The sequence below is a fragment of the Stenotrophomonas sp. BIGb0135 genome (genome assembly GCF_024810105.1).
Taxonomy (GTDB): Bacteria; Pseudomonadota; Gammaproteobacteria; order Xanthomonadales; family Xanthomonadaceae; genus Stenotrophomonas; species Stenotrophomonas maltophilia_AB.
Genome location: NZ_JANUDX010000005.1, coordinates 61,737 through 82,432, shown reverse-complemented (window position 1 = coordinate 82,432; position 20,696 = coordinate 61,737). Strand labels below are relative to the sequence as shown.

21 protein-coding genes are annotated in these 20,696 nt (G+C 67.6%); 11 read left to right on the top strand and 10 right to left on the bottom strand.

Annotated features, from left to right (window positions below):
* Positions 1 to 121: 121 nt before the first annotated feature.
* Genes rfbB through rfbD form a run of 4 tightly spaced genes read left to right on the top strand, consistent with a single transcriptional unit; the run spans position 122 to position 3,538 of the window.
* Positions 122 to 1,177: a dTDP-glucose 4,6-dehydratase gene (gene rfbB / locus M2421_RS12410; RefSeq protein WP_259207083.1), complete on the top strand. Its 1,056-nt coding sequence runs from the start codon at positions 122 to 124 to the stop codon at positions 1,175 to 1,177.
* A 32-nt stretch (positions 1,178 to 1,209) separates the two neighbouring features.
* Entirely contained in the window at positions 1,210 to 2,097 is an 888-nt protein-coding gene (gene rfbA, locus M2421_RS12405; RefSeq protein WP_259207082.1) for a glucose-1-phosphate thymidylyltransferase RfbA, read from the top strand.
* On the top strand, positions 2,094 to 2,651 hold the full coding sequence (rfbC, locus tag M2421_RS12400; protein ID WP_259207080.1) for a dTDP-4-dehydrorhamnose 3,5-epimerase: 558 nt from the start codon (positions 2,094 to 2,096) through the stop codon (positions 2,649 to 2,651). The genes rfbA and rfbC overlap by 4 nt, the downstream gene beginning before the upstream one ends.
* On the top strand, positions 2,648 to 3,538 hold the full coding sequence (gene rfbD / locus M2421_RS12395) for a dTDP-4-dehydrorhamnose reductase (protein ID WP_259207078.1): 891 nt from the start codon (positions 2,648 to 2,650) through the stop codon (positions 3,536 to 3,538). The genes rfbC and rfbD overlap by 4 nt, the downstream gene beginning before the upstream one ends.
* A 137-nt stretch (positions 3,539 to 3,675) precedes the next feature.
* Here the strand turns inward: rfbD and M2421_RS12390 are convergent, their stop codons facing one another.
* Complete coding sequence (locus tag M2421_RS12390) at positions 3,676 to 5,079, bottom strand: mannose-1-phosphate guanylyltransferase/mannose-6-phosphate isomerase (protein ID WP_259207076.1); 1,404 nt, start codon at positions 5,077 to 5,079, stop codon at positions 3,676 to 3,678.
* A gap of 13 nt (positions 5,080 to 5,092) precedes the next feature.
* The gene (locus tag M2421_RS12385; RefSeq protein WP_259207075.1) at positions 5,093 to 6,442 is read right to left on the bottom strand and encodes a phosphomannomutase; all 1,350 of its coding nucleotides are present in this window, start codon (positions 6,440 to 6,442) and stop codon (positions 5,093 to 5,095) included.
* A 158-nt stretch (positions 6,443 to 6,600) separates the two neighbouring features.
* Between M2421_RS12385 and M2421_RS12380 the strand changes: the two genes are divergently transcribed.
* Complete coding sequence (locus M2421_RS12380; protein ID WP_259207073.1) at positions 6,601 to 7,335, top strand: CoA transferase subunit A; 735 nt, start codon at positions 6,601 to 6,603, stop codon at positions 7,333 to 7,335.
* Position 7,336: 1 nt separating this feature from the next.
* The gene (locus M2421_RS12375) at positions 7,337 to 7,969 is read left to right on the top strand and encodes a CoA transferase subunit B (RefSeq protein WP_259207070.1); all 633 of its coding nucleotides are present in this window, start codon (positions 7,337 to 7,339) and stop codon (positions 7,967 to 7,969) included.
* A gap of 45 nt (positions 7,970 to 8,014) precedes the next feature.
* Here M2421_RS12375 and M2421_RS12370 read toward each other — a convergent pair whose 3' ends face one another.
* The gene (locus tag M2421_RS12370) at positions 8,015 to 10,096 is read right to left on the bottom strand and encodes a glycoside hydrolase family 99-like domain-containing protein (protein WP_259207068.1); all 2,082 of its coding nucleotides are present in this window, start codon (positions 10,094 to 10,096) and stop codon (positions 8,015 to 8,017) included.
* Positions 10,097 to 10,220: 124 nt separating this feature from the next.
* Here M2421_RS12370 and M2421_RS12365 point away from each other — a divergent pair, with 124 nt between their 5' ends.
* On the top strand, positions 10,221 to 10,811 hold the full coding sequence (locus M2421_RS12365) for an alpha-ketoglutarate-dependent dioxygenase AlkB (RefSeq protein WP_259207066.1): 591 nt from the start codon (positions 10,221 to 10,223) through the stop codon (positions 10,809 to 10,811).
* Here M2421_RS12365 and M2421_RS12360 read toward each other — a convergent pair.
* The 4 genes from M2421_RS12360 to M2421_RS12345 are packed head-to-tail and all read right to left on the bottom strand — an operon-like array spanning position 10,774 to position 14,321.
* On the bottom strand, positions 10,774 to 11,448 hold the full coding sequence (locus M2421_RS12360) for an ABC-type transport auxiliary lipoprotein family protein (protein WP_259207064.1): 675 nt from the start codon (positions 11,446 to 11,448) through the stop codon (positions 10,774 to 10,776). The genes M2421_RS12365 and M2421_RS12360 overlap by 38 nt on opposite strands.
* Positions 11,445 to 12,371 (bottom strand): MlaD family protein, encoded by a 927-nt coding sequence (locus M2421_RS12355; protein ID WP_259207063.1) that lies wholly within the window; start codon positions 12,369 to 12,371, stop codon positions 11,445 to 11,447. Before M2421_RS12355 ends, M2421_RS12360 begins: the two co-directional genes overlap by 4 nt.
* Positions 12,372 to 12,374: 3 nt before the next feature.
* A complete protein-coding gene (locus M2421_RS12350) occupies positions 12,375 to 13,205 on the bottom strand; it encodes an ABC transporter ATP-binding protein (protein ID WP_259207061.1) in 831 nt (276 codons plus the stop codon).
* Positions 13,206 to 13,208: 3 nt separating this feature from the next.
* The gene (locus M2421_RS12345; protein WP_259207059.1) at positions 13,209 to 14,321 is read right to left on the bottom strand and encodes an ABC transporter permease; all 1,113 of its coding nucleotides are present in this window, start codon (positions 14,319 to 14,321) and stop codon (positions 13,209 to 13,211) included.
* Between the two features lie 102 nt (positions 14,322 to 14,423).
* Here M2421_RS12345 and M2421_RS12340 point away from each other — a divergent pair, with 102 nt between their 5' ends.
* Complete coding sequence (locus tag M2421_RS12340; RefSeq protein WP_259207057.1) at positions 14,424 to 15,683, top strand: threonine/serine exporter family protein; 1,260 nt, start codon at positions 14,424 to 14,426, stop codon at positions 15,681 to 15,683.
* 403 nt (positions 15,684 to 16,086) lie between these two features.
* On the opposite strand, the gene M2421_RS12335 is transcribed toward M2421_RS12340, so the two are convergent.
* The 3 genes from M2421_RS12335 to M2421_RS12325 all read right to left on the bottom strand — a co-directional run bounded on the left by M2421_RS12335 (position 16,087) and on the right by M2421_RS12325 (position 18,807).
* Positions 16,087 to 16,461 (bottom strand): H-NS histone family protein, encoded by a 375-nt coding sequence (locus tag M2421_RS12335; RefSeq protein ID WP_259207055.1) that lies wholly within the window; start codon positions 16,459 to 16,461, stop codon positions 16,087 to 16,089.
* Positions 16,462 to 16,615: 154 nt separating this feature from the next.
* Positions 16,616 to 18,307, bottom strand: a complete 1,692-nt coding sequence (locus M2421_RS12330) for a proline--tRNA ligase (RefSeq protein WP_259207053.1) — start codon at positions 18,305 to 18,307, stop codon at positions 16,616 to 16,618.
* Between the two features lie 119 nt (positions 18,308 to 18,426).
* Positions 18,427 to 18,807, bottom strand: coding sequence for a DUF4124 domain-containing protein (locus tag M2421_RS12325; protein WP_259207052.1), 381 nt, complete (start codon positions 18,805 to 18,807; stop codon positions 18,427 to 18,429).
* Positions 18,808 to 18,931: 124 nt separating this feature from the next.
* On the opposite strand from M2421_RS12325, the gene pssA reads away from it, so the two are divergent.
* The 3 genes from pssA to rimI are packed head-to-tail and all read left to right on the top strand — an operon-like array spanning position 18,932 to position 20,666.
* Entirely contained in the window at positions 18,932 to 19,711 is a 780-nt protein-coding gene (pssA, locus tag M2421_RS12320; protein ID WP_259207048.1) for a CDP-diacylglycerol--serine O-phosphatidyltransferase, read from the top strand.
* A gap of 56 nt (positions 19,712 to 19,767) precedes the next feature.
* Complete coding sequence (locus tag M2421_RS12315) at positions 19,768 to 20,172, top strand: hypothetical protein (RefSeq protein WP_259207413.1); 405 nt, start codon at positions 19,768 to 19,770, stop codon at positions 20,170 to 20,172.
* A complete protein-coding gene (gene rimI / locus M2421_RS12310; protein ID WP_259207046.1) occupies positions 20,169 to 20,666 on the top strand; it encodes a ribosomal protein S18-alanine N-acetyltransferase in 498 nt (165 codons plus the stop codon). Before M2421_RS12315 ends, rimI begins: the two co-directional genes overlap by 4 nt.
* Positions 20,667 to 20,696: the final 30 nt, after the last annotated feature.

Genomic DNA, 20,696 nt, shown 5'->3' with positions numbered 1-20,696 from the left:
GTCGTCTTCGTTCACGTCCAGCAGGCAGTCGTGAAGACGGCCCGCATGTATCCTGTGGCGCTGCATCAGGGCGCCTTATCGTCGCTGCCTGAGACTTTAGAACCGAACAGGAGAACGGGTAGTGCCCACATGGCTTGTCACCGGCGGAGCCGGATTCATCGGCGGAAACTTTGTCCTGGAAGCGGTCGCCAAGGGCGTCAAGGTGGTCAACCTTGATGCGCTGACCTATGCCGGCAACCTGAAGACCCTGGCGCCGTTGGACGGCAACCCGGACCACGTGTTCGTGCACGGCGACATCGGCGACCCGTCGCTGGTGGCGCGCCTGCTGGCCGAACACCAGCCCGATGCGGTGCTCAACTTCGCCGCCGAGAGCCACGTGGACCGCTCCATCGATGGCCCGGGTGCCTTCATCCAGACCAACGTGGTCGGCACCCTGGCCCTGCTCGAGGCCGTGCGCGACTACTGGAAGGCGCTGCCGGCCGACAAGGGCGCGGCCTTCCGCTTCCTGCACGTGTCCACCGACGAGGTCTACGGCACCCTGGGCGAGACCGGCAAGTTCACTGAAACCACCCCGTTCGCGCCCAATTCGCCGTATTCGGCGTCCAAGGCCGCCTCCGACCACCTGGTGCGTGCGTTCCACCACACCTACGGGTTGCCGGTGCTGACCACCAACTGCTCGAACAACTACGGCCCGTACCACTTCCCGGAGAAGCTCATTCCGCTGGTGATCGCCAAGGCGCTGGCCGGCGAGCCGCTGCCGGTCTATGGCGACGGCAAGCAGGTACGCGACTGGCTGTTCGTCAGCGACCACTGCGAAGCGATCCGCACCGTGCTGGCCAAGGGCCAGGTCGGCGAGACCTACAACGTGGGCGGCAACTCGGAAAAGCAGAACATCGAGGTGGTGCACGCCATCTGCGCGCTGCTCGACGCGCGCCGCCCGCGCGAGGACGGCCAGCCGCGCAGCAGCCAGATCACGTACGTCACCGACCGCCCCGGCCATGACCGCCGCTACGCGATCGATGCCTCCAAGCTCAAGGACCAGCTGGGCTGGGAGCCGAAGTACAGCTTCGAGCAGGGCATCGGCTTCACCGTGGACTGGTACCTGGAAAACCAGGAATGGGTCAACGGCGTGCTCGACGGCAGCTACCGCCTGCAGCGCATCGGCACCACCGCCTGAGTGGCGGTGATCACCATACAGAGGAATAACGCATGACTCAACGCAAGGGCATCATCCTCGCGGGCGGTTCGGGCACGCGCCTGTATCCGATCACCAAGGGCGTCAGCAAACAGCTGCTGCCGGTGTACGACAAGCCGATGATCTATTACCCGCTCAGCGTGCTGATGCTGGCCGGAATCCGCGACGTGCTGATCATCAACACGCCGCACGAGCAGGCGTTGTTCCAGAGCCTGCTGGGCGATGGCTCGCAGTGGGGCATGAACATCGAGTACGCGGTGCAGCCGAGCCCGGACGGGCTGGCGCAGGCGTACCTGATCGGCAAGGACTTCATCGACGGCAAGCCGAGCTGCCTGGTACTGGGCGACAACATCTTCCACGGCCACGGCCTGCGCGAAGTGCTGCGCAATGCCGACCAGCGCGATACCGGCGCCACCGTGTTCGGCTACTGGGTCAACGATCCGGAGCGTTACGGCGTGGCCGAGTTCGACAAGGCCGGCAAGGTGATCGACCTGGTCGAGAAGCCGGCCAACCCGCGGTCCAACTATGCGGTGACCGGGCTGTATTTCTACGACGGCAATGCCAGCCATCATGCGGCCGAGCTGAAGCCGTCACCGCGCGGCGAGCTGGAGATCACCGATCTCAACCAGCGTTACCTGCGCGAGGGCAACCTGCACCTGGAAGCGCTGGGCCGCGGTTATGCATGGCTGGATACCGGCACCCATCAGTCGTTGCTGGAAGCGTCCAACTTCATCGAGACCATCCAGACCCGCCAGGGCCTGCAGGTCTGCTGCCCGGAAGAAATCGCCTTCGGCCAGGGCTGGATCAGCGCCGAGCAGCTGGAGGCGCTGGCCGCCCCGCTGATCAAGAACGGCTACGGCCAGTACCTGCATAAACTGTCTGTACGAGGAGTGGTGCCGTGAAAATTATTGAGACCAAGCTGTCGGGCTGCGTGGTGATCGAGCCGGCGGTGTTCGGCGACGAGCGCGGCTTCTTCTTTGAGACCTGGAACGCCGAGCGTTTTGGCCAGCACGGGCTGCCGACGAAGTTCGTGCAGAGCAACGTGTCCACCTCGGCCAAGGGCGTGCTGCGTGGCCTGCATTACCAGTGGCCGCGGCCGCAGGGCAAGCTGGTCAGCGTGCTGGAAGGCGAGGTGTATGACGTGGCGGTGGACATCCGTCGTGGCTCGCCGACGTTCGGCCAGTGGGAAGCGGTGGTGTTGAGCGCGGAGAACAAGAAGCAGTTCTGGATCCCGGAAGGCTTCGCGCATGGCTTTGCGGTGCTCTCCGAACGTGCGGTCTTCAGCTATCTGTGCACCGAGGTGTACCTGAAGGACTTCGACGCCGGCGTGCGCTGGAACGATGCCGACATCGCCGTGGATTGGCCGATCAGCGCACCGACGCTGTCGGGCAAGGACGAGGCGGCGCCGTTCCTGAAGGACATCGCCGATGATCGCCTGCCGATCTACCAGCCGTGACCGTGCTGCTGTTCGGTGGCAACGGCCAGCTGGGCCAGGAACTGCGCCGCGCGCTGGCACCGCTGGGCACGATCGTAGCGACCACCCGTAGTGGCGCGCTGCCCGATGACACTGTCTGCGAGACGGCCGACTTCAACGAGCCCGCGTCGCTGGTTGCGCTGCTGGATCGCGTTCGTCCGGACGTGGTGGTCAATGCGGCCGCCTATACGGCGGTGGACCGCGCAGAAGAAGAGCGCGATGCGGCTTGGCGCGCCAACGCCGAAGCGCCGGGCATCATCGCGCGCTGGTGCGCCGCGGCCGGTGTGCCGCTGGTGCATTACTCCACCGATTACGTGTTCGACGGCCAGGGCACCCGCCCGTACCGCGAAGACGATGCCACCGCGCCGCTGGGCGTGTACGGCGTCAGCAAACTGGCCGGTGAGGACGCCATCCGCGAAGCCGGTGGAAGGCACTTGATCTTCCGCACCGCGTGGGTATATGCCTCGCACAGCGCCAACTTCCTGCGCACCATGCTGCGCGTGGGCGCCGAACGTGATGTGCTGCGCGTGGTGGCCGACCAGGTCGGCACGCCAACCCCGGCGGCGCTGATTGCCGATGTCACCGCGCAGGCCTTGCAGCATGCTGGTGGCCTGTCGGGGACCTGGCACCTGACCGCTACGGGCGAAACCAGCTGGCATGGGTTTGCCGAAGCGATCTTCGCCGAGGCGGTGTCGGCTGGGAAGCTGGCGCGCGCGCCGAAGGTAGAGGCGATCACCACCGCCGACTACCCGACCCCGGCCAGGCGTCCGGCATACTCGCACTTGGATGTGCGCAAGCTGGAGTCGGACTTCGGCATTGCACTGCCGAGCTGGCAGGATGGGCTGAGAAAGGTGATCGCAGCGCTCTGACGCTGTACGGGTGGGGCCACGCCATGCGTGGTACTGCCCGATCACTTGGACCGCGTCAGCCACGCATGGCGTGGCTCTACCGGCCAATGAAAAAACCCGGCCTTTGCCGGGTTTTATTTTTTTGCAACGCTCCTCGATCACGTACGACCGTACGTATCCTCAAACCGCACGATATCGTCCTCGCCCAGATAGCTGCCCGACTGCACTTCGATAAGTTCCAGCGGCAGCTTGCCCGGATTCTTCAAGCGGTGGGTCACGCCCAGCGGGATATAGGTGCTCTGGTTCTCGGTGAGCAGCAGTACGTCGTCGCCGCGGGTGACCTCGGCGGTACCGCTGACGACGATCCAGTGTTCGGCGCGGTGGTGGTGCATCTGCAGGCTGAGCGTGGCACCGGGCTTGACGGTGATGCGCTTGACCTGGAAACGGGCACCGTTGTCGATCGAGTCGTAAGCGCCCCAGGGACGAAACACCTTGCGATGCCAGGTGGCTTCGGGCCGGCCAGCGTCCTTGATGCGGGCGACAACCTGCTTGATCTCCTGCATGCGGTCGCTGCGGCCGACCATCACCGCATCGTCCGTTTCGACCACGATGACGTCATCCAGGCCCACCAGTGCAATCAGTCGATCGCCATAGGCGTAGGTGTTGCGGCAATCAATGGCGATGACATCACCATGGTGGGCGTTGCCGTCGGCGTCCTGCTGGGAAACGTCACGCAACGCAGTCCATGAACCCACGTCGTTCCAGCCGGCGTCCAGTGGAACGACCACTGCATCGGCCGTCTTTTCCATCACTGCGTAGTCGATGGAGTCGGACGGCACGGCGTCGAAGGCATCTTTGTCCAAGCGGGTGAAGTCCGCATCGCGACGCGCCTGCTGCCACGCGCTACGGCTGGTGGCGAGCATGGCCGGGTTGAACTTCTCCAGCTCGGCCAGGTAGCGCGAGGCCTTGAAGAGGAACATGCCGCTGTTCCAGAAATACTCGCCCGACTGCACGTACTGCTGGGCGGTCTGGGCATCGGGCTTTTCCACGAAGCGATCCACCGGACGCGCATCCCCGTCCCCAGTGGCCTTGATGTAGCCGTAGCCAGTCTCCGGGCCGGACGGCACGATTCCGAAGGTCACCAGCTTTCCCGCCTCGGCAGCCGGCAGCGCGCGCAATACTGCAGCACGGAACGCTTCCTCATCGGCGATCACATGGTCCGACGGAAGAACCAGCAGGACCGCGTCGTCTCCCTGTCGCATCGCTTCCAAGGCCGCCACTGCGATCGCCGGAGCAGTGTTGCGGCCCATCGGTTCAAGCAGGATCGCCTGCGGCTGCACGCCCAGTTGCTGCAGCTGCTCGGCAGCCACGAAGCGATGCTCTTCGTTGGCAACGACCAGCGGTGCGTGCCCGGCGATCGGGGCGACGCGCTGCCAGGTGGCCTGCAGCATGGTCTGCTCACCGGCCAGTGCAAGGAACTGTTTGGGGTAGGCCTCGCGCGACAGCGGCCACAGGCGCGTGCCAGAGCCGCCGGAGAGAATGACAGGAAGGATGTTGTGCATCGGAATCTTCGCCTCAGGATGCCTTGAGCAATTGGGAAATTTCATCGGTACGCTGCTGCAGCAGCGCCGCATCGCCACGGGTTTCGACATTCAGGCGCAGCAGCGGCTCGGTATTGGAGCTGCGCAGGTTGAAGCGCCACTGGCCGAAATCCGCACTGATGCCATCGGTGTGGTCCAGCGCCGGCGCCTGCGCGGCGTAGTGGTCCATCACCCGGGCGACTGCGGCCTTGGCATCGCTCACCTTGAAGTTGATCTCGCCGCTGCAGGGGAACTTGGCCATGCGCGCCTCGACCAGATCGGCCAGCGAACGGCCGGACTCGGACACCAGGGCGGCGATCAGCAGCCACGGGATCATGCCGGAGTCGGCGTAGGCGAACTCGCGGAAGTAATGGTGCGCGCTCATCTCGCCGCCGTACACGGCGTTCTCGCTGCGCATCTTTTCCTTGATGAAGGCATGGCCGCTCTTGCACAGCACCGGCTGGCCGCCGGCCGCCTCGACCATCTCCACGGTGTTCCAGGTCAGGCGTGGGTCGTGCACGATCTTGCCGCCCGGCTGGCGCGCCAGGATCGCCTGGGCGAGCAGGCCGACCAGGTAATAGCCCTCGATGAAGCGGCCGTTGTGGTCGAAGAAGAAGCAGCGGTCGAAGTCGCCGTCCCAGGCGATGCCGAAGTCCGCGCCATGCTCGCGGACGGCCTGCGCGGTCATCGCGCGGTTCTCCGGCAGCAGCGGGTTGGGGATGCCGTTGGGGAAGCTGCCATCGGGTTCGTGGCAGATCCGGATGAACTCGAAGGGCAGGTGCGGGGCGAGCAGGTCGACGATGGTGCCTGCGCCGCCATTGCCTGCGTTGACCACCAGCTTCAGCGGCTTCAGTGCGGCGCGGTCGATATAACTGAGCAGGTGCGCGATGTAGGCGCTCTTGTCCGGGTGCGACTGCAGGCCGGCCTTGGGCTCGACCGGTCCTGCGCTGTCGGCTTCGACCGCGTCGGAAATGGCGAGCAGGCCGGTGTCCGAACTGATCGGGCGGGCCTGCTCCTTGACCAGCTTCATGCCGTTGTAGTCCATCGGGTTATGGCTGGCGGTGACCATCACCCCGCCGGCCGCCTTGAGGTGGTCCACCTGGAAATAGACCTCTTCGGTGCCGCACAGGCCGATGTCCAGCACGTCGCGCCCGGCGCCGCGCAGGCCGGCGGCCAGGGCGTCCTGCAGGGCGGGGCTGGTCAGGCGGATGTCATGACCGACCACCACCGCGCCCGGGGCCAACTGGGCCGCCAATGCCACGCCGATGCGGCGGGCGAGGTTCTCGTTCAGTTCGTCCGGCACCCGGCCGCGGATGTCGTACGCCTTGAAAGCGGGGAGGGTCATAGTCGGTCCTTTTTTAGGTCAGCTGCTTAGTTTAACGCTTGGCATGTATGGGAATCGTTTCCAAGCCCGGCGCGGCGATGAGTGCCTTGGGGGGCGTACAGGGAAGGGCATGGGGGTTGGCTACAATGATCGCTTACATCAACGAGGTGAGGGCGTAGATGAGTATTTCCCCAGGCAACGCCAACCGGCGTGGCAAGCAGTACGCCAGCGCGGCCGACGCGCTGGACGGCGTGGTCGCCGATGGCCAGACCCTGGCCGTGGGCGGGTTCGGCCTGTGTGGCATTCCCGAGGCGCTGATCGGCGCACTGCGCGACACGGGGGTGAAGGGCCTGACGGTGATCTCCAACAACGCCGGCGTGGATGGCTTCGGCCTGGGCCAGCTGCTGGAGACCCGCCAGATCCGCAAGATGATTTCGTCCTACGTGGGCGAGAACAAGGAGTTCGAACGGCAGTTCCTGGCCGGTGAGCTGGAACTGGAGTTCAACCCGCAGGGCACCCTGGCCGAGCGCCTGCGCGCCGGCGGTGCCGGGATCCCGGCCTTCTTCACCGCCACCGGCTACGGCACGGTGGTGGCTGAGGGCAAGGAAACCCGTGCGTTCGACGGCAAGCACTACGTGATGGAAACCGCGCTGCGCGCCGACGTGGCGCTGGTCAAGGCGTGGAAGGCCGACGCGTCGGGCAACCTGGTGTTCCGCAAGACCGCGCGCAACTTCAACCCGGCCTGCGCGATGGCCGGCAAGCTGTGCATCGTCGAGGTGGAAGAGGTGGTGCCGGTGGGCAGCATCGATCCGGACCAGGTGCACCTGCCGGGCATCTACGTGCACCGGATCGTGCACAACCCGCATCCCGAGAAGCGAATCGAACAGCGCACCGTGCGTGCGGAGGGCAACTGACATGGCGTGGACCCGCGATGAAATGGCCGCGCGCGCCGCGCGCGAACTGACCGACGGTGCTTACGTGAACCTGGGCATCGGCCTGCCGACCCTGGTCGCCAACCACATCCCCGATGGCGTGGATGTGTGGCTGCAGTCCGAGAACGGCCTGCTCGGCATCGGCCCGTTTCCGACCGAGGCCGAGGTCGATGCCGACCTGATCAATGCCGGCAAGCAGACCGTCACCGCACGCCCGGGCGCCAGTTACTTCGGCAGCCACGACAGCTTCGCCATGATCCGCGGCGGCCACGTCAACCTGGCCATCCTCGGCGCGATGCAGGTGACCGACAAGGGCGACCTGGCCAACTGGATGGTGCCCGGCAAGATGGTCAAGGGCATGGGCGGGGCGATGGACCTGGTGGCTGGCGTGCAGCGCGTGGTGGTGCTGATGGAGCACACCGCCAAGAACGGCGAGCACAAGATCCTGCCCGACTGCACGCTGCCGCTGACCGGCGTGGGCGTGGTCGACCGCATCATCACCGACCTGGCCGTGTTCGACGTGACCGACGCCGGCCTGGTGCTGGTGGAGGCAGCGCCGGGCGTGGGCGTGGAGGAACTGAAGGAAAAGACCGGCGTGGCATTCGCCGCCGCCTGAGGTGATGGCGCCGCCCCGGCCAGCCGGGGCGGTGCCAGCGTTCGCTCACCCCTTCCGCGCGTAACGGTAGGGGTGATCTGCATCGAACGGTTCGCCCAGCAGGCCCGCCGCAGTCACCTCGCGCTGGCCGCTGCTGCGCACCACCAGCGAGACGATGCGCTCGACGGCGTGGGCCAGCGTGCCATCAAGCTGGGCGGCTTCGGTGTCGAACGCCGAACGGTAGAGATGCGCATCCAGCAACGGCCGCAGTGCCGACAGGCGCACCCAGAACATGCTGCCGGCGACGAACGTGTCGACCTCGATGTCCGCGGCCTTCAGGCCAAGCTGCACCAGCAGCGCCTCGACATTGCGCTGGTTGGCGCCCCAGTAGAAGTGCAGTGGTTGGACGTGACCCTCCGGCGCCACCAGGCCCAACCGGTCATCCTCGACGAAGCCCTGGAAGATCCGTGCCGCGCGGTCCGCGTCGAGCAGGCGGCCGGTCAGTTCGCGGCGCCAGTGTTCACCATCGGTACGATGCGTGGAGCGCTTGGTATGCAGCTTCAGCACAACCTGCTCACCCTCTTGGTAGAGGCGCTCGGCGATCTGGAGGAAGGGCAGGATGTCGCGGCCATGGTTGGCGAACACCACGATCTCCGCCTCGAGCCGGGCATCATTCACCGCCCGCTGAACGTCGCTGCGCTTCTCATCGGTGGTGGTAATGACGATCCGCCACGGCAGGGCGCTGGCGCGCAGGTCAGCGAGCAGTTCGGCAAGCACGTCGATGTACCACGCATGGATTACCGCGCAGGGCCGGGTCGCGGCGGCCTGCACACCGGGGGGGGCCAGCGCCTTCCGCGTCGCCTCCAGGTAGGCATGCCCCAGCCGTGCATCCGGCTCCAGCACTGCGCCTTCGGCCCACTCGTTCCAGGCGTTGATGAAGACCAGGCGCTGGTTGGCCGGCGCGGCGGCCAGGCGCGTGTGCACGGTGGTCGACAGCCAGTCGCCATACCCACGCGGTGAGGCATGCAGGTAGACGCGGCCCTTGCCGGAGCGGCGTGCCTCGTTGTCCCAGCCCGGGTTGACCCCGGGATAGAGCGTGTACGGCGGCAGCGGACGCGCGGCGATCTCCGCGGCCAGTTCGCGCCAGTCGCGTACGTCGCCCTGGAAATCCGGATTGATCAGGTACTGGTCGGCGGTGAGCGAGCGCGGGTTGCTCATGTTCGGGGGGAACTCGACCGCGGCATCGAAGCCGATGTCGCGCGGATCGGGGCGCTCGAAGCCCTGCACGTAGGCCAGGTGGATCTCGCCGATGCCGTTGTCCAGGCACCACTGCCGCCAGCGCCGGGCGGTCGCGCGCGCGTCGGGCAGCAGGTGCGGGCGGTACACCAGCAGCATGGGCTTGCCGTCCACGGTCAGGGCACGGCGGTCGCGCAGGTAGTCGGCGACGTGGGCGATGAAGGCCAGGTCGTCCTCGGCGCTGTGCTGCTGGCCGATCAGGATGTCCTCGTCGCGACCGTCCCAGCGCCGCGCCCAGTTCTCGTTGGCCCAGCACAGGCAGAACGGCAGGTCGATGCTGTCGTCGGCCAGCCACTGGCGCAGCGGCGTCTCCATCAGCGTAGTGCCGCTGAACCAGTAGTAATAGAAGCAGAACGCGCCGATGCCGTATTCGCGGGCCAACTGCGCCTGGTCGCGCATCACCTGCGGGGTGCGCAGGTCGTAGAAGCCCAGGTCGGCGGGCAGGCGCGGCTGGATGTGGCCTTCGAACTGGGGCAGGGCGCGGGTGACGTTGCGCCACTCGGTGAAGCCCTTGCCCCACCACGCATCGTTCTCGGCGAACGGGTGGAACTGCGGCAGGTAGAACGCCACCAGCGTGGCCGGCAGCGGTGCAGGCAGGGCCTCGCTGCGATGCGCGACGTAGCCGATCGCGGCTTCATCGGCACGCAGCAGCGGACGAGGGAGGGGACCATTCACCTGCCCCGGGCTGGCATCGATGCGGCCGCGCGGCGGCGGCGGCACCCAGTCGCCGTGATCGCGCAGGAAGCGTGCGCGCAGTCGATCACGCTGGCCATCGGACAGTGGCAGCGCCCGGAAACCGGCGCGCAGCGCCACGAAGACCGCCTGGCGCAGCCGGGCCTTGAGCGCGGTCACGCGCGACCGACCTCGATCCAGGGGAAAACGACAGCAGGCATGCGGGCTCCAGCGCTCCAACGGGTGGGGGCATTCTCGGGCTTTGCCCGCGCACCGGCAAATCGCCGCGTGCTAGCGTTCATCCATGGATCTCCACCTTCCCGATGCGCAGGTGCACTGGCACCGTCACTGGCTTGCCGCCGCCGATGCCGATGCCCTGCAGCGCACCCTGCGCGAGGACGTACCGTGGGAGGTGCACCGCATCCGCATGTTCGGGCGCCAGGTCGACTCGCCGCGGCTGAGTTGCTGGATGGGCGACCCGGCCGCGCGCTATCGCTATTCGGGCACCGACTTCGTGCCGGCAGCGTGGCACCCGGCGCTGCTGCCGCTGCGCGAGCGGCTGGCTGCGTTCTGCGCCACGCCGTTCAACAGCGTGCTGCTCAACCGCTACCGCGATGGCGATGACGGCATGGGCTGGCACAGCGACAACGAGCCCGAGCTCGGGCCGACGCCGATGATCGCGTCACTGAGCCTGGGCGCCGAACGTCGTTTCCTGCTGCGCCGACGCGAGGACCACGCGCGCAAGGCCGAGGTGACGCTGGGGCATGGCGACCTGCTGCTGATGGGCGGGCAGACCCAGCGCCATTACCAGCATGCCCTGCCGAAAAGCGCGCGGCCGCTGGCCGAGCGCATCAACCTCACCTTCCGCTGGATTGACGCAGCCGGCTCGGCATGACCTGCGCCTGCTGGTAGTCGGCCTGGCCGGTCACCAGCGTCCAGCCCACCAGCTCGCTGGTCATGGCCTGCAGGCCCTGCTCGAAGGCACGCGCCACATCGGCGGTAGCGGTGGTCGGCACCGGCTGTTCCTGGCGGAAGGTGCGGTCGGCGACCACGCGCTGGTCGATCACGTGGATCAGCTTGGCGTTGACCTCGATCAGCGCCGCCGGGGTGGGCTGGCCGCGGTAGTCGGCCTCGAAGCGGCGCACGTCCAGGGCCAGCTTGTAGTCGGCGCGGATGCCGGTGGTGGCACGGGCGACGCCGGCGACGCGGCCGGAATCCTCGAAGCCGCGCACCAGCGCGTCGTCCAGCATGTCGGTGGCCGGCTGCGCCCAGCTCACGCCCTTGTACACCTCCAGCTCGGACGGCGACGGGCGCACGTTGATGCGCGGGCTGTCGACCACGCGCGCGGCGCTGGGCTTGACCACGACGAGCTGCCAGTCGACCTTTGGCCAGCCGGGATCGGCCTGGATGCGCACGATCGGCGAATAGATGGTCACTGCGCTGCGTTCATTGCTGCCCAGCAGCGAGCAGCCGCCGAGGGTGGCGATCATCGCCACCGGCAGGAGGATTCGGGTGAGGGTCGGGCGGCTCATTTGGGTTCGAACTCCTTGGGCGCGTCGCGGCCCAGCAGATAGCGTGCCGGGTTGTTGTCCAGCTTGTCGCTGACCCGGCGCAGGTCGCGGATCAGTCCGCGCAGCTCGGTCAGGGTCGGGCCGAGCTGGGCCAGGCCGTCGTTGGCGAAGCTGTTGATCGCCGCGCGGTTCTCGCCGAGGATCGAATCGGCGCTGCCGGCGGCCGAATCCAGCTTGGACAGGGTGGTTTCCAGCTTGTCCAGGATTGGCGGCAACTGCTGCACCAGATTCTGGTCCAGCCGCTGGATGGTGCCATTGGTGCTCTTCAGGGTCACATCCAGGCTGCGCGCGGCATCGCGCGCGCTGAGCAGCAGCGCCTGGGTGCCCTGGTCACGGTCGGCGAGGCCGCCGCTGATGGTTTCCAGGTTGGCCAGGGTGGCGTTGATGCTGGCCACGTTGCGGTCGCTCAACACCTGGTCCATGCGCTCGACGATGCGGTTGGCCACGTCGGTGATGTTCTGCAGGGCCGAGGGGGTGGTCGGGATGATCGGGGCCGGGTCCTTGTTGACCGCGGTCAGCGCCGCGGCCTGCGGGGTGCCGCCGCTGAGCTGGATGATCGACGGGCCGGTCAGGCTGGTGATCGCCAGCTTGGCGCGGGTGTCGGTCTTGACCGGGGTATTGGAGTTCAGGCGGATGCGCGCGACCACCTGGCGCGGATCGTCCGGGACCAGGTTCAGCTCGGTGATCGAGCCCACCGCGATGCCGTTGTACTGCACCGGGCTGCCGACCGACAGGCCGGTCACCGCCTCGCGGAACACCACCCGGTACTCGGTCCAGGTGCGGTCGGAGGAGTACTTGGCCGCCCACAGGCCGAAGGCCAGCAGCGCCAGCCCCACCACCAGGGTGAACGCGCCGATCAGGACGTAATTGGCTTTGGTTTCCATGGCTTACTCGCTCTCGTGCTTTGCATCGCGCGCAGCACGCGCGCGCGGTCCGTGGAAGTATTCCTGGATCCACGGGTGGTCCAGTTGTTCGATCTCGTGCAGCGGGGCATTGGCGATCACCTTCTGGTCGGCCAGCACCGCCACCCGGTCACAGATCGCATACAGGGTGTCCAGATCGTGTGTGATCAGCAGGACGGTCAGCCCCAGCGCTTCCTGCAGGGTCTTGATCAGCCGGTCGAAGGCGGCCGCGCCGATCGGGTCCAGGCCGGCGGTGGGCTCGTCCAGGAACAGCAGCGGCGGGTCCAGCGCCAGCGCCCGGGCCAGGCCGGCGCGCTTGCGCATGCCGCCGGACAGCTGCGAGGGCAGCTTGTTGATCGCGTCGGCAGGCAGCCCGGCCAGCTTCACCTTCAGCAACGCCAGCTCGTAATGCCAGCGCTCGGGCAGCTCGCGGTGGTGTTCCTTCAGCGGTACCTGCACGTTCTCGCCGACGGTCAGCGAGGAGAACAGCGCGCCGTCCTGGAACAACACCCCGGTATTGCGTTCGATGTGCAGGCGGCTGGCCGGATCGTCCGAGCGCGCGTCCACGCCGAGCACCTCGATCTGGCCGGCATCGGGCACCCGCAGGCCGAGGATGCTGCGCATCAGTACCGACTTGCCCGTGCCCGAGCCGCCGACCACGCCGAGGATTTCGCCACGGCGCACGTCCAGGTCCAGGCCATCGTGCACGGTCTGCGCGCCGAAGCGGTTGGTCAGCCCGCGTACGCGGATGGCCAGGCCGGCGTCATCGCCGGTGGTGTCCTCGGGTGCGGCCAGCGCGGCGGTCTCGGTGGTCATCGCTTACCAGCCCATCTTCATGAACCACAACGCGGCGAACGCATCGAGGATGATCACCAGCGAAATGGCCTGCACCACGCTGGAGGTGGTGCGCTCGCCGACCGACTGTGCGGTGCCTTCGACCTTCAGCCCTTCCAGGCAGCCGATCAGGCCGATCACCAGCGCGAACACCGGCGCCTTGGACAGGCCCACCAGCATGTTGCGCACTTCCATGGTCTCGTGCATCCGCGCGATGTACATCTGCGGCGGGATGTCCAGGTCGAACGCGCCCACGGTGATGCCACCGGCCAGGCCGGCGACCATCGCGATGAAGGTCAGCAGGGGCAGGGTGATCAGCAGGGCGACCAGGCGCGGCAGCACCAGCAGGTCGATCGGATCCAGGCCAAGGGTGCGCATCGCATCGATTTCCTCGCGCGCCTTCATCGCACCGATCTGCGCGGTGAAGGCGCTGGCGGTGCGGCCGGCCAACACGATCGCGGTGAGCAGGACCGCGAACTCGCGCAGGAAGGCGATGTTGACCAGCTCGACGACGTAAATCTCCGCGCCGAAATCGCGGAGGATGGTCGAGCCGAGGAAGGCGATCACCGCACCGACCAGGTAGGAGAGCAGGGCCACCAGCGGCACTGCGTCCAGCCCCACCTGTTCCATCTGCGCCACGGTGGCGGTCAGCCGGAACCGACGTGGCTCCTTGATCAGGCGTGCGCCCTTGACCAGATTCTCGCCGAGGAAGCTGGCCAGGGCGACGATGTTGTGGCCCATGCCGTGCACGCTGACGCCCAGGCGCTCCAGCGCGGCCAGCACGCCGAAGTCGCGCTTGGAACGCGGGCGGTCGTCGGCGACCTCCTCGATGGTGCAGACCAGTGCGCGGTGTTCCTCGCGGAACTGCAACGCCTCGTCGGCCAGGTCGGCGCGGCGGGCCACGCGCAGGACCTGCAGCACGCCGGCCGAATCGAGCTGGGTGATGCCGCTGGCGTCGATGCCGGTCAGCGCATCGGGAATGCCGCGCAGCACTTCGGCCGCGTCCAGCGCGGTATGCAGGGTCCAGTGGCCGGACAACCGGACCAGGCCGGAATCCTGCGCATCCAGTTCGAGATGGGGGGCTTGGGTTGGCGTCATGGGGCGTCCTGCGCGCAGCATACCTTGTCCGTGTCGACATCAAGTGTGTGCGTTGCGACATGATTGTTCAGCCGGGGCGGGCTTCGGGTAATACTACGAAGCATGTCCGTCGATACCGCCACCATTGCCACCCCCCAGGCCACCTATGCGCAGCGCGTGGCGTTCGTGTCGGAAATCGCCGGGCGCCTGCACAGTTACGGCACGACCGCGCAGCGGCTGGAGGCGGCGGTGGTGGCGCTGGCGCAGCGGCTGGACCTGGACTGCGAGCCCTGGTCGAACCCGACCGGGCTGATCCTGAGTTTCAGTGACCCGACCAAGGCGATCGGTTCGTCGGACATCACCCGCGTGATCCGGCTGGCACCGGGCGAAAATGACCTGCATAAACTCAGCATCGCCGACCAGATCACCGATGCGGTGGCCACCGGCAGCATGAGCATCGCCCAGGGCCATACCGCCCTGCGGCAACTGGACAAGGACCCGGGCCGGCGCGGCAAGATCCGGATGATCCTGTCCTACAGCCTGGGCGCGGCCGGCGTGGCCGGGCTGTGGAAGCTGCCGTGGCTGGATATCGCCACCGCCGGGGTGATCGGCCTGCTGATCGGGGTGATGACGCTGTATACCGATCGGCGCCCGGCCAGCCGCGAGGCGAGCGAGGCATTGGCAGCGTTGCTGGCGGGCACGGTGGCGGCGCTGGTGGCCTCGTTCCTGGGGCCGCTCAATCTCAATACCGTCATCATCGCCTCGCTGGTGGTGATGCTGCCCGGGATGTCGCTGACCAATGCGGTCAACGAGCTGGCCAGCCAGCATTGGGTGTCGGGCACGGCGCGGTTTGCCGGGGCGATCACCACGATCCTCAAATTGACGGTGGGCGCGGTGATCGCGGTGACATTGTCGGGGATCATCGGGCTGGAGCCGCACGTACGCGCGTCGCGCCCGCAGGCCGACTGGGTGGAGTGGTGCGCGCTGCTGCTGGCGGCGTTCGCGTTCGCAATGCTGTTCAAGGCCAACCGCCGCGATTATCCGTGGGTGATGGCGGCCTCGGTGGCCGGCTACGCGATTTCCAAATTCGCCGGGCAGGCCTGGGGACTGCCGGCGGGTATTTTCATGTCGGCGATGCTGATGACCGCAGCCGGCAATCTGTTCGGGCGGCTGGTGCAGCGCCCGGGCGCGATCATCCGCCTGCCCGGCATCATCATGCTGGTGCCCGGCAGTACCAGCCTGCGCGGCGTGCTGACGCTGGTGCAGCAGCAGGACATGAGCGCCGGCCAGACCGTGCTGATGACCGTCCTCAACGTGGTGATGGCGCTGGTGGCCGGCTTGCTGTTTGGCAATCTGCTGATTCCGGCGCGGAAGAATCTCTGACGGGTGTTGGGGTTTTGGGGTTTCTTGTAGGCGTGTCAGAGCGCAGGGCCGCTTGTCCCGTGGCTGGGCGGGGATGTGGCCATCGAAAAGACAGCGGCGAAGAGCGCTTGGTGGCCCGCTTTCCGTTGCGCACCAGCACACTGTCAAAGGGTGGGTGCGGGTGGGTTGGCGGGACCGTCATGCGCCATGGATGGCGCATGCGAGCCTACACGGACGTATTTACGGCGTGTCCCGCCAACCCACCCGTACCCGCCCAAGCCAGCAGGGCACGCACTCGCCAGTCGTTGATCCTGCAGTGCTCCAGCAACGGCCCTTCGCGCAGCTGAAAAACGCGCAGACCAAAAAAAACGCCGGCATCGCGCCGGCGTTTTCCGTTTTCAGTTTCCGATGAAACCGGAGACGATTACTTCTTGATCAGGAACTCTTCGACCTTCTTGCCCTTGGTGGTCAGCGCGGCCAGCCAGCGCGGCTGCTTGCCGCGGCCGGTCCAGGTTTCCTTCGGGTTGGCCGGATTGCGGTACTTCGGGGCCACCTTGCCAAGCTTGCGCACGGCCTTCTTGGCCGGGGCCTTGGTTGCCTTCGCGGCGCGGCCGCGAGTCGGGGCGGCGCCACCGAACACTTCCTCGATCGAATAACCGTGGGCCTTGGCCAGCTTGGTCAGCTGCGCGCGCACCTTGGTCACCGCCGGGCGCTTGGCCACGATGGTCTGCTGCTTTTTGGCGTTCTTGATCAGGGCGCCCAGCTCTTTGGCGGACAGGCCACTCAGGTCAATACTCATCAACTGCTCCGGAATCTAATTAAGGACGGGGTGGGCCAGTCCTTGGCTTGCGCGACAGCATACATATCCAGCCGGATGCTGCACAGAGTTAACCGGCATATTCAATCGCCGCACGCAAAAGAAAAGCCGGGATATTCCCCCCGGCTTTTCCTGATCAACCCGCCAGTCGGCCCAGCAGGGCGTCGCGGTCCAGGCTCTCGGCCTCGCTGGCGCTGCGCGACCGGTATTCGTAGGTGCCGGCGGCCAGGCCGCGCTCGGACACCACCACCCGGTGCGGCACGCCGATCAGTTCCATGTCGGCGAACATCTGGCCCGGACGCAGGCCGCGGTCGTCCAGCGCCGCATCCAGGCCCGCGGCCTGCAACTGCGCCAGCAGCTCGGCGGCGGCGGTGGCCACGGCCTCGTCCTGCTTCGGGTTGATCACGCACACCACCACCTGCCACGGCGCCATCGCGGCCGGCCAGATGATGCCGGCCTCGTCGTGGTTCTGTTCGATGGCTGCAGCGACGATGCGCGAAATGCCGATGCCATAGCAGCCCATCGCCATCACCGCCGCCTTGCCGTTCTCATCCAGCACGGTGGCCTTGAGCGCCTGCGCATACTGCCGGCCCAGCTGGAACACGTGGCCGACTTCGATGCCGCGCGCGATCTTCAGCTCGCCGCCATCGGCGGCGCGGTCGCCTTCCTTCGCGTTGCGGATGTCGGCCACTTCCGGCTCGGGCAGGTCGCGGCCCCAGTTGACCCCGGCGATGTGGAAACCCGCCTCGTTGGCGCCCACCACGAAGTCGGCCAGCGCCGCCACGTCGCGGTCGGCGACGATGCGGATCGGCTGGGCCGGGTTGAGCGGGCCCAGGAAGCCGGGCTCGCTGCCCAGGTGCGTGGCGATCTCCGCCTCGCTGGCCATGCGGTAGCCCTGCAACCCGGCCACCTTGCCCAGCTTGATCTCGTTGACCTCGTGGTCGCCGCGCACCAGCGCCAGCACGAAGCCATCGGTGCTCATGATCGCGATCGACTTGACCGTGCGCTCCAGGCCCAGGCCCAGCAGCGCGGCCACCGCTTCGCAGGTCTTCTGGGTCGGCGTCTCCACCTTGCGCTGCGCCTCGCTGGCGGCCGGGCGCTCACCCGGGGCAGCGGCGATCGCCGCTTCCATGTTGGCGGCGTAGTCCGAGCCGGTGGAGAACACCAGCGCGTCTTCGCCGGACTCGGCGATCACGTGGAATTCCTGCGAGGCGTCGCCGCCGATCGCGCCCGAGTCGGCCTGCACCATGCGGAAATCCAGGCCCAGGCGGGTGAAGATGCGGCTGTAGGCCGCCTTCATGTTTTCGTACTCGCGCACCAGGCAGTCGTCGTGCAGGTGGAAGGAGTAGGCGTCCTTCATCAGGAACTCGCGGGCGCGCATCACCCCGAAACGCGGGCGGATCTCATCGCGGAACTTGGTCTGGATCTGGAAGAAGTTGACCGGCAGCTGCTTGTAGCTGGACAGCTCCTGGCGCGCGAAGTCGGCCGCGGCCTCTTCGGCGGTGGGGCTGTAGCAGAACACCTGCTCCTTGCGATCCTTGATCTTGAGCAGCTGCGGACCGAACTTTTCCCAGCGCCCGGTGCTTTCCCACAGTTCCTTGGGCTGGATGGTCGGGATCTGGAATTCGACCGCGCCGGCGCGCTCCATTTCCTCGCGCACGATGCGCTCGACCTTGCGCAGCACGCGCAGGCCCAGCGGCGACCAGGTGTACAACCCCGAGGCCAGCTTGCGGATCATGCCCGCGCGCAGCATCAAGCGGTGGCTGGTGAGCTCCGCGTCACTGGGGGTTTCCTTGGTGGTGTGCAGGTGGAACTGGGAGAGGCGCATCGTCGGCTTCGCTGAACGGCAGAAGCCGATATTCTGCCAGCCCAGCCGCCGCCCTGCCCATCACGCCGGCCGGGCGGTCCGGAAGCGCCCCCGGCGCCGCGGCGCCGACCGGGGCCGGCTCAGCCGGCCGGCTTGCAGTGGACCTTGATCGCCGCGTTGGCCAGGTCCTTCTGCGCACTGCGCTGTTCCGGGCTGAGGGGGCTGTCGGCCTTGCCGTCGCCGTTGGTGTCCTGCATCACTGCGCCCTGTCCGTTGAGCAGGGTCAGGTTGTTGCGTGCGGTGGTGCAATCGGCCGATTCGGCCGGCGCCTCGGCGACAGGCGCCGCGCGGGCCACCGGGGCGCGGGTGTCCACCTCGCGCGATTCGTACTTCTGGCCGGTCGGGGCCTTCTCCGAATACTGGGTCACGCCTTTGGCGTCCTTCCACTTGTAGACGGTTCCGGCAGTGGCCGAGGCGCTGGCGAGCAGCAGCAGGCAGCACAGCGAGGGCAGGGCACGCATGGCAACTCCGGGCATCAAGGTCAGGGGGGCGATTGCAGCATCCCGGCCGGGCGCTGGCAAGCCGGCGGCGACGGGCGGGTGCCCGGGCTGCCCCAAAGGCCACCGCACCCACTAAACTGGCCGCATGGATGAGATGAAACCCCCGCCGCGCAACCGCAGCATCTACCTGCTGCCCAACCTGTTCACCACCGCGGGCCTATTCGCCGGCTTCTACGCGATCATCGCCGCGGCCAACGGCGACTTCGTCAATGCCGCCATCGCCGTGTTCGTGGCCGCGGTCATGGACGGCCTGGACGGCCGCGTGGCGCGGCTGACCGGCACCAGCAGCGAATTCGGCGTGCAGTACGATTCGCTGGCCGACCTGGTCAGCTTCGGCATGGCCCCGGCGCTGGTGATGTACCACTGGTCGCTGTCGTGGCTGAAGTTCGACGATCCGGTGATGGGCCGGGTCGGCTGGGCAGTGGCATTCCTGTACGCGGCCTGCGCCGCCCTGCGCCTGGCCCGTTTCAATACCCAGGTCAGCGTGGTGGACAAGCGCTGGTTCATCGGCCTGGCCAGCCCGGCCGCGGCCGGGCTGATGATGTCCTTCGTCTGGGCCTTCGCCGATGGCAACCTGGGCTGGGACGGCAACCAGCTACGCTACGTGGCGCTGGGCGTCACCCTGGTGGCGGCCTTGCTGATGGTCAGCCGGATCCGCTTCTGGAGCTTCAAGGGCAGCGGCCAGAAGGGCCCGCGCGCCGACCGCGTGCCGTTCCTGGCGTTGGCCCTGGTCCCGATCGCGATCGCGATCATGGTGATCGATCTGCCGCGCGTGTTGTTCGCGGTGGGCGTGGTCTACGCCCTGTCCGGGCCGGGTTTCTGGCTGTGGCAGCGGACCCGAAAGACGGCCGAGCCAAGCGCGTGAGCGAGACCGGCCTGCCGCCGCTGTGGTCGCCCGCGCAGCAGTCGTGGCTGCAGGCGATGGGCTATACGGTGTTCGTGGATGGCCAGGTCGACGAGGTGGCTGCCAGTGCACCGATCGAGCTGAGCGTGGCTGTTGCGCCGCCCGCGCCAGTGGCCGTGGCGGCCGCGCCTGACGCGACGACGGCGGCCCCGCCGCGGCGCAGCGCCGCACCGCCCAGCGAGCCGGTGGCCCCCGCCGCAGCGCCCCCTGCGCGCAGCGCCGCCCCCGGGCGCCGGACCGCGGTACGCATGCCCGATCGCCTGCAGATCGCGCTGCTGCGTGCCTCCGGCTGCAATCCGGCCGAGCCCGATACCCAGGCGTTGATGGCGGGCTGGAACCTGGACGAGCTGCGCGGCAATGCCGCGGCCAAGCGCGCGCTGTGGCCGCAATTGCGCGCGCTGCGCAAGCGGGGCCGTGCGTGAGCGCGGTGAGCTCGCCGCGTCCGGTCGCCCTGCGCGCCTTGCGCGAGGCCGACCTGGATGCGCTGATGCCGATCGAGCTGCGCGGGTATCCGTTTCCGTGGACGCGCGGCATCTTCGTGGACTGCCTGCGCGCCGGCTACCCGGCGCTGGCACTGGAAGAGGACGGCGTGCTGGTGGGGTACGGCGTGCTGAGCATCGCCGCCGACGAGGCGCACGTGCTCAACGTCTGCGTGGACACCCATACCCAATCGCGCGGCCTGGGGCGGTACCTGTTCCGCGCGCTGGTCAAGCTGGCGCGTGACCACGGTGCGCACCGCGTGTTCCTGGAAGTGCGCCCGTCCAACACCCCGGCGGTGGCGCTGTACCACAGCGAAGGCTTCAACGAGATCGGTAGACGCCCGCGCTACTACCCGGCCCGCGACGGGCGCGAGGATGCGCTGGTGATGGCCATGGAGCTGGTCGAGGACGACATCCAGACAATGCCGCCGCTCTGACGGCGCGTGCATCCCACGCCGAGGCCCCGG

Coding starts and splice junctions, on each gene's coding strand:
- M2421_RS12325 (WP_259207052.1), bottom strand. CDS start 18,807: ATGCGTGCCCTGCCCTCGCTGTGCTGCCTGCTGCTGCTCGCCAGCGCC.
- pssA (WP_259207048.1), top strand. CDS start 18,932: ATGGATGAGATGAAACCCCCGCCGCGCAACCGCAGCATCTACCTGCTG.
- M2421_RS12350 (WP_259207061.1), bottom strand. CDS start 13,205: ATGACCACCGAGACCGCCGCGCTGGCCGCACCCGAGGACACCACCGGC.
- M2421_RS12330 (WP_259207053.1), bottom strand. CDS start 18,307: ATGCGCCTCTCCCAGTTCCACCTGCACACCACCAAGGAAACCCCCAGT.
- M2421_RS12315 (WP_259207413.1), top strand. CDS start 19,768: ATGGGCTATACGGTGTTCGTGGATGGCCAGGTCGACGAGGTGGCTGCC.
- M2421_RS12340 (WP_259207057.1), top strand. CDS start 14,424: ATGTCCGTCGATACCGCCACCATTGCCACCCCCCAGGCCACCTATGCG.
- M2421_RS12335 (WP_259207055.1), bottom strand. CDS start 16,461: ATGAGTATTGACCTGAGTGGCCTGTCCGCCAAAGAGCTGGGCGCCCTG.
- M2421_RS12365 (WP_259207066.1), top strand. CDS start 10,221: ATGGATCTCCACCTTCCCGATGCGCAGGTGCACTGGCACCGTCACTGG.
- M2421_RS12390 (WP_259207076.1), bottom strand. CDS start 5,079: ATGCACAACATCCTTCCTGTCATTCTCTCCGGCGGCTCTGGCACGCGC.
- M2421_RS12385 (WP_259207075.1), bottom strand. CDS start 6,442: ATGACCCTCCCCGCTTTCAAGGCGTACGACATCCGCGGCCGGGTGCCG.
- M2421_RS12345 (WP_259207059.1), bottom strand. CDS start 14,321: ATGACGCCAACCCAAGCCCCCCATCTCGAACTGGATGCGCAGGATTCC.
- M2421_RS12380 (WP_259207073.1), top strand. CDS start 6,601: ATGAGTATTTCCCCAGGCAACGCCAACCGGCGTGGCAAGCAGTACGCC.
- M2421_RS12360 (WP_259207064.1), bottom strand. CDS start 11,448: ATGAGCCGCCCGACCCTCACCCGAATCCTCCTGCCGGTGGCGATGATC.
- rfbA (WP_259207082.1), top strand. CDS start 1,210: ATGACTCAACGCAAGGGCATCATCCTCGCGGGCGGTTCGGGCACGCGC.
- M2421_RS12355 (WP_259207063.1), bottom strand. CDS start 12,371: ATGGAAACCAAAGCCAATTACGTCCTGATCGGCGCGTTCACCCTGGTG.
- M2421_RS12375 (WP_259207070.1), top strand. CDS start 7,337: ATGGCGTGGACCCGCGATGAAATGGCCGCGCGCGCCGCGCGCGAACTG.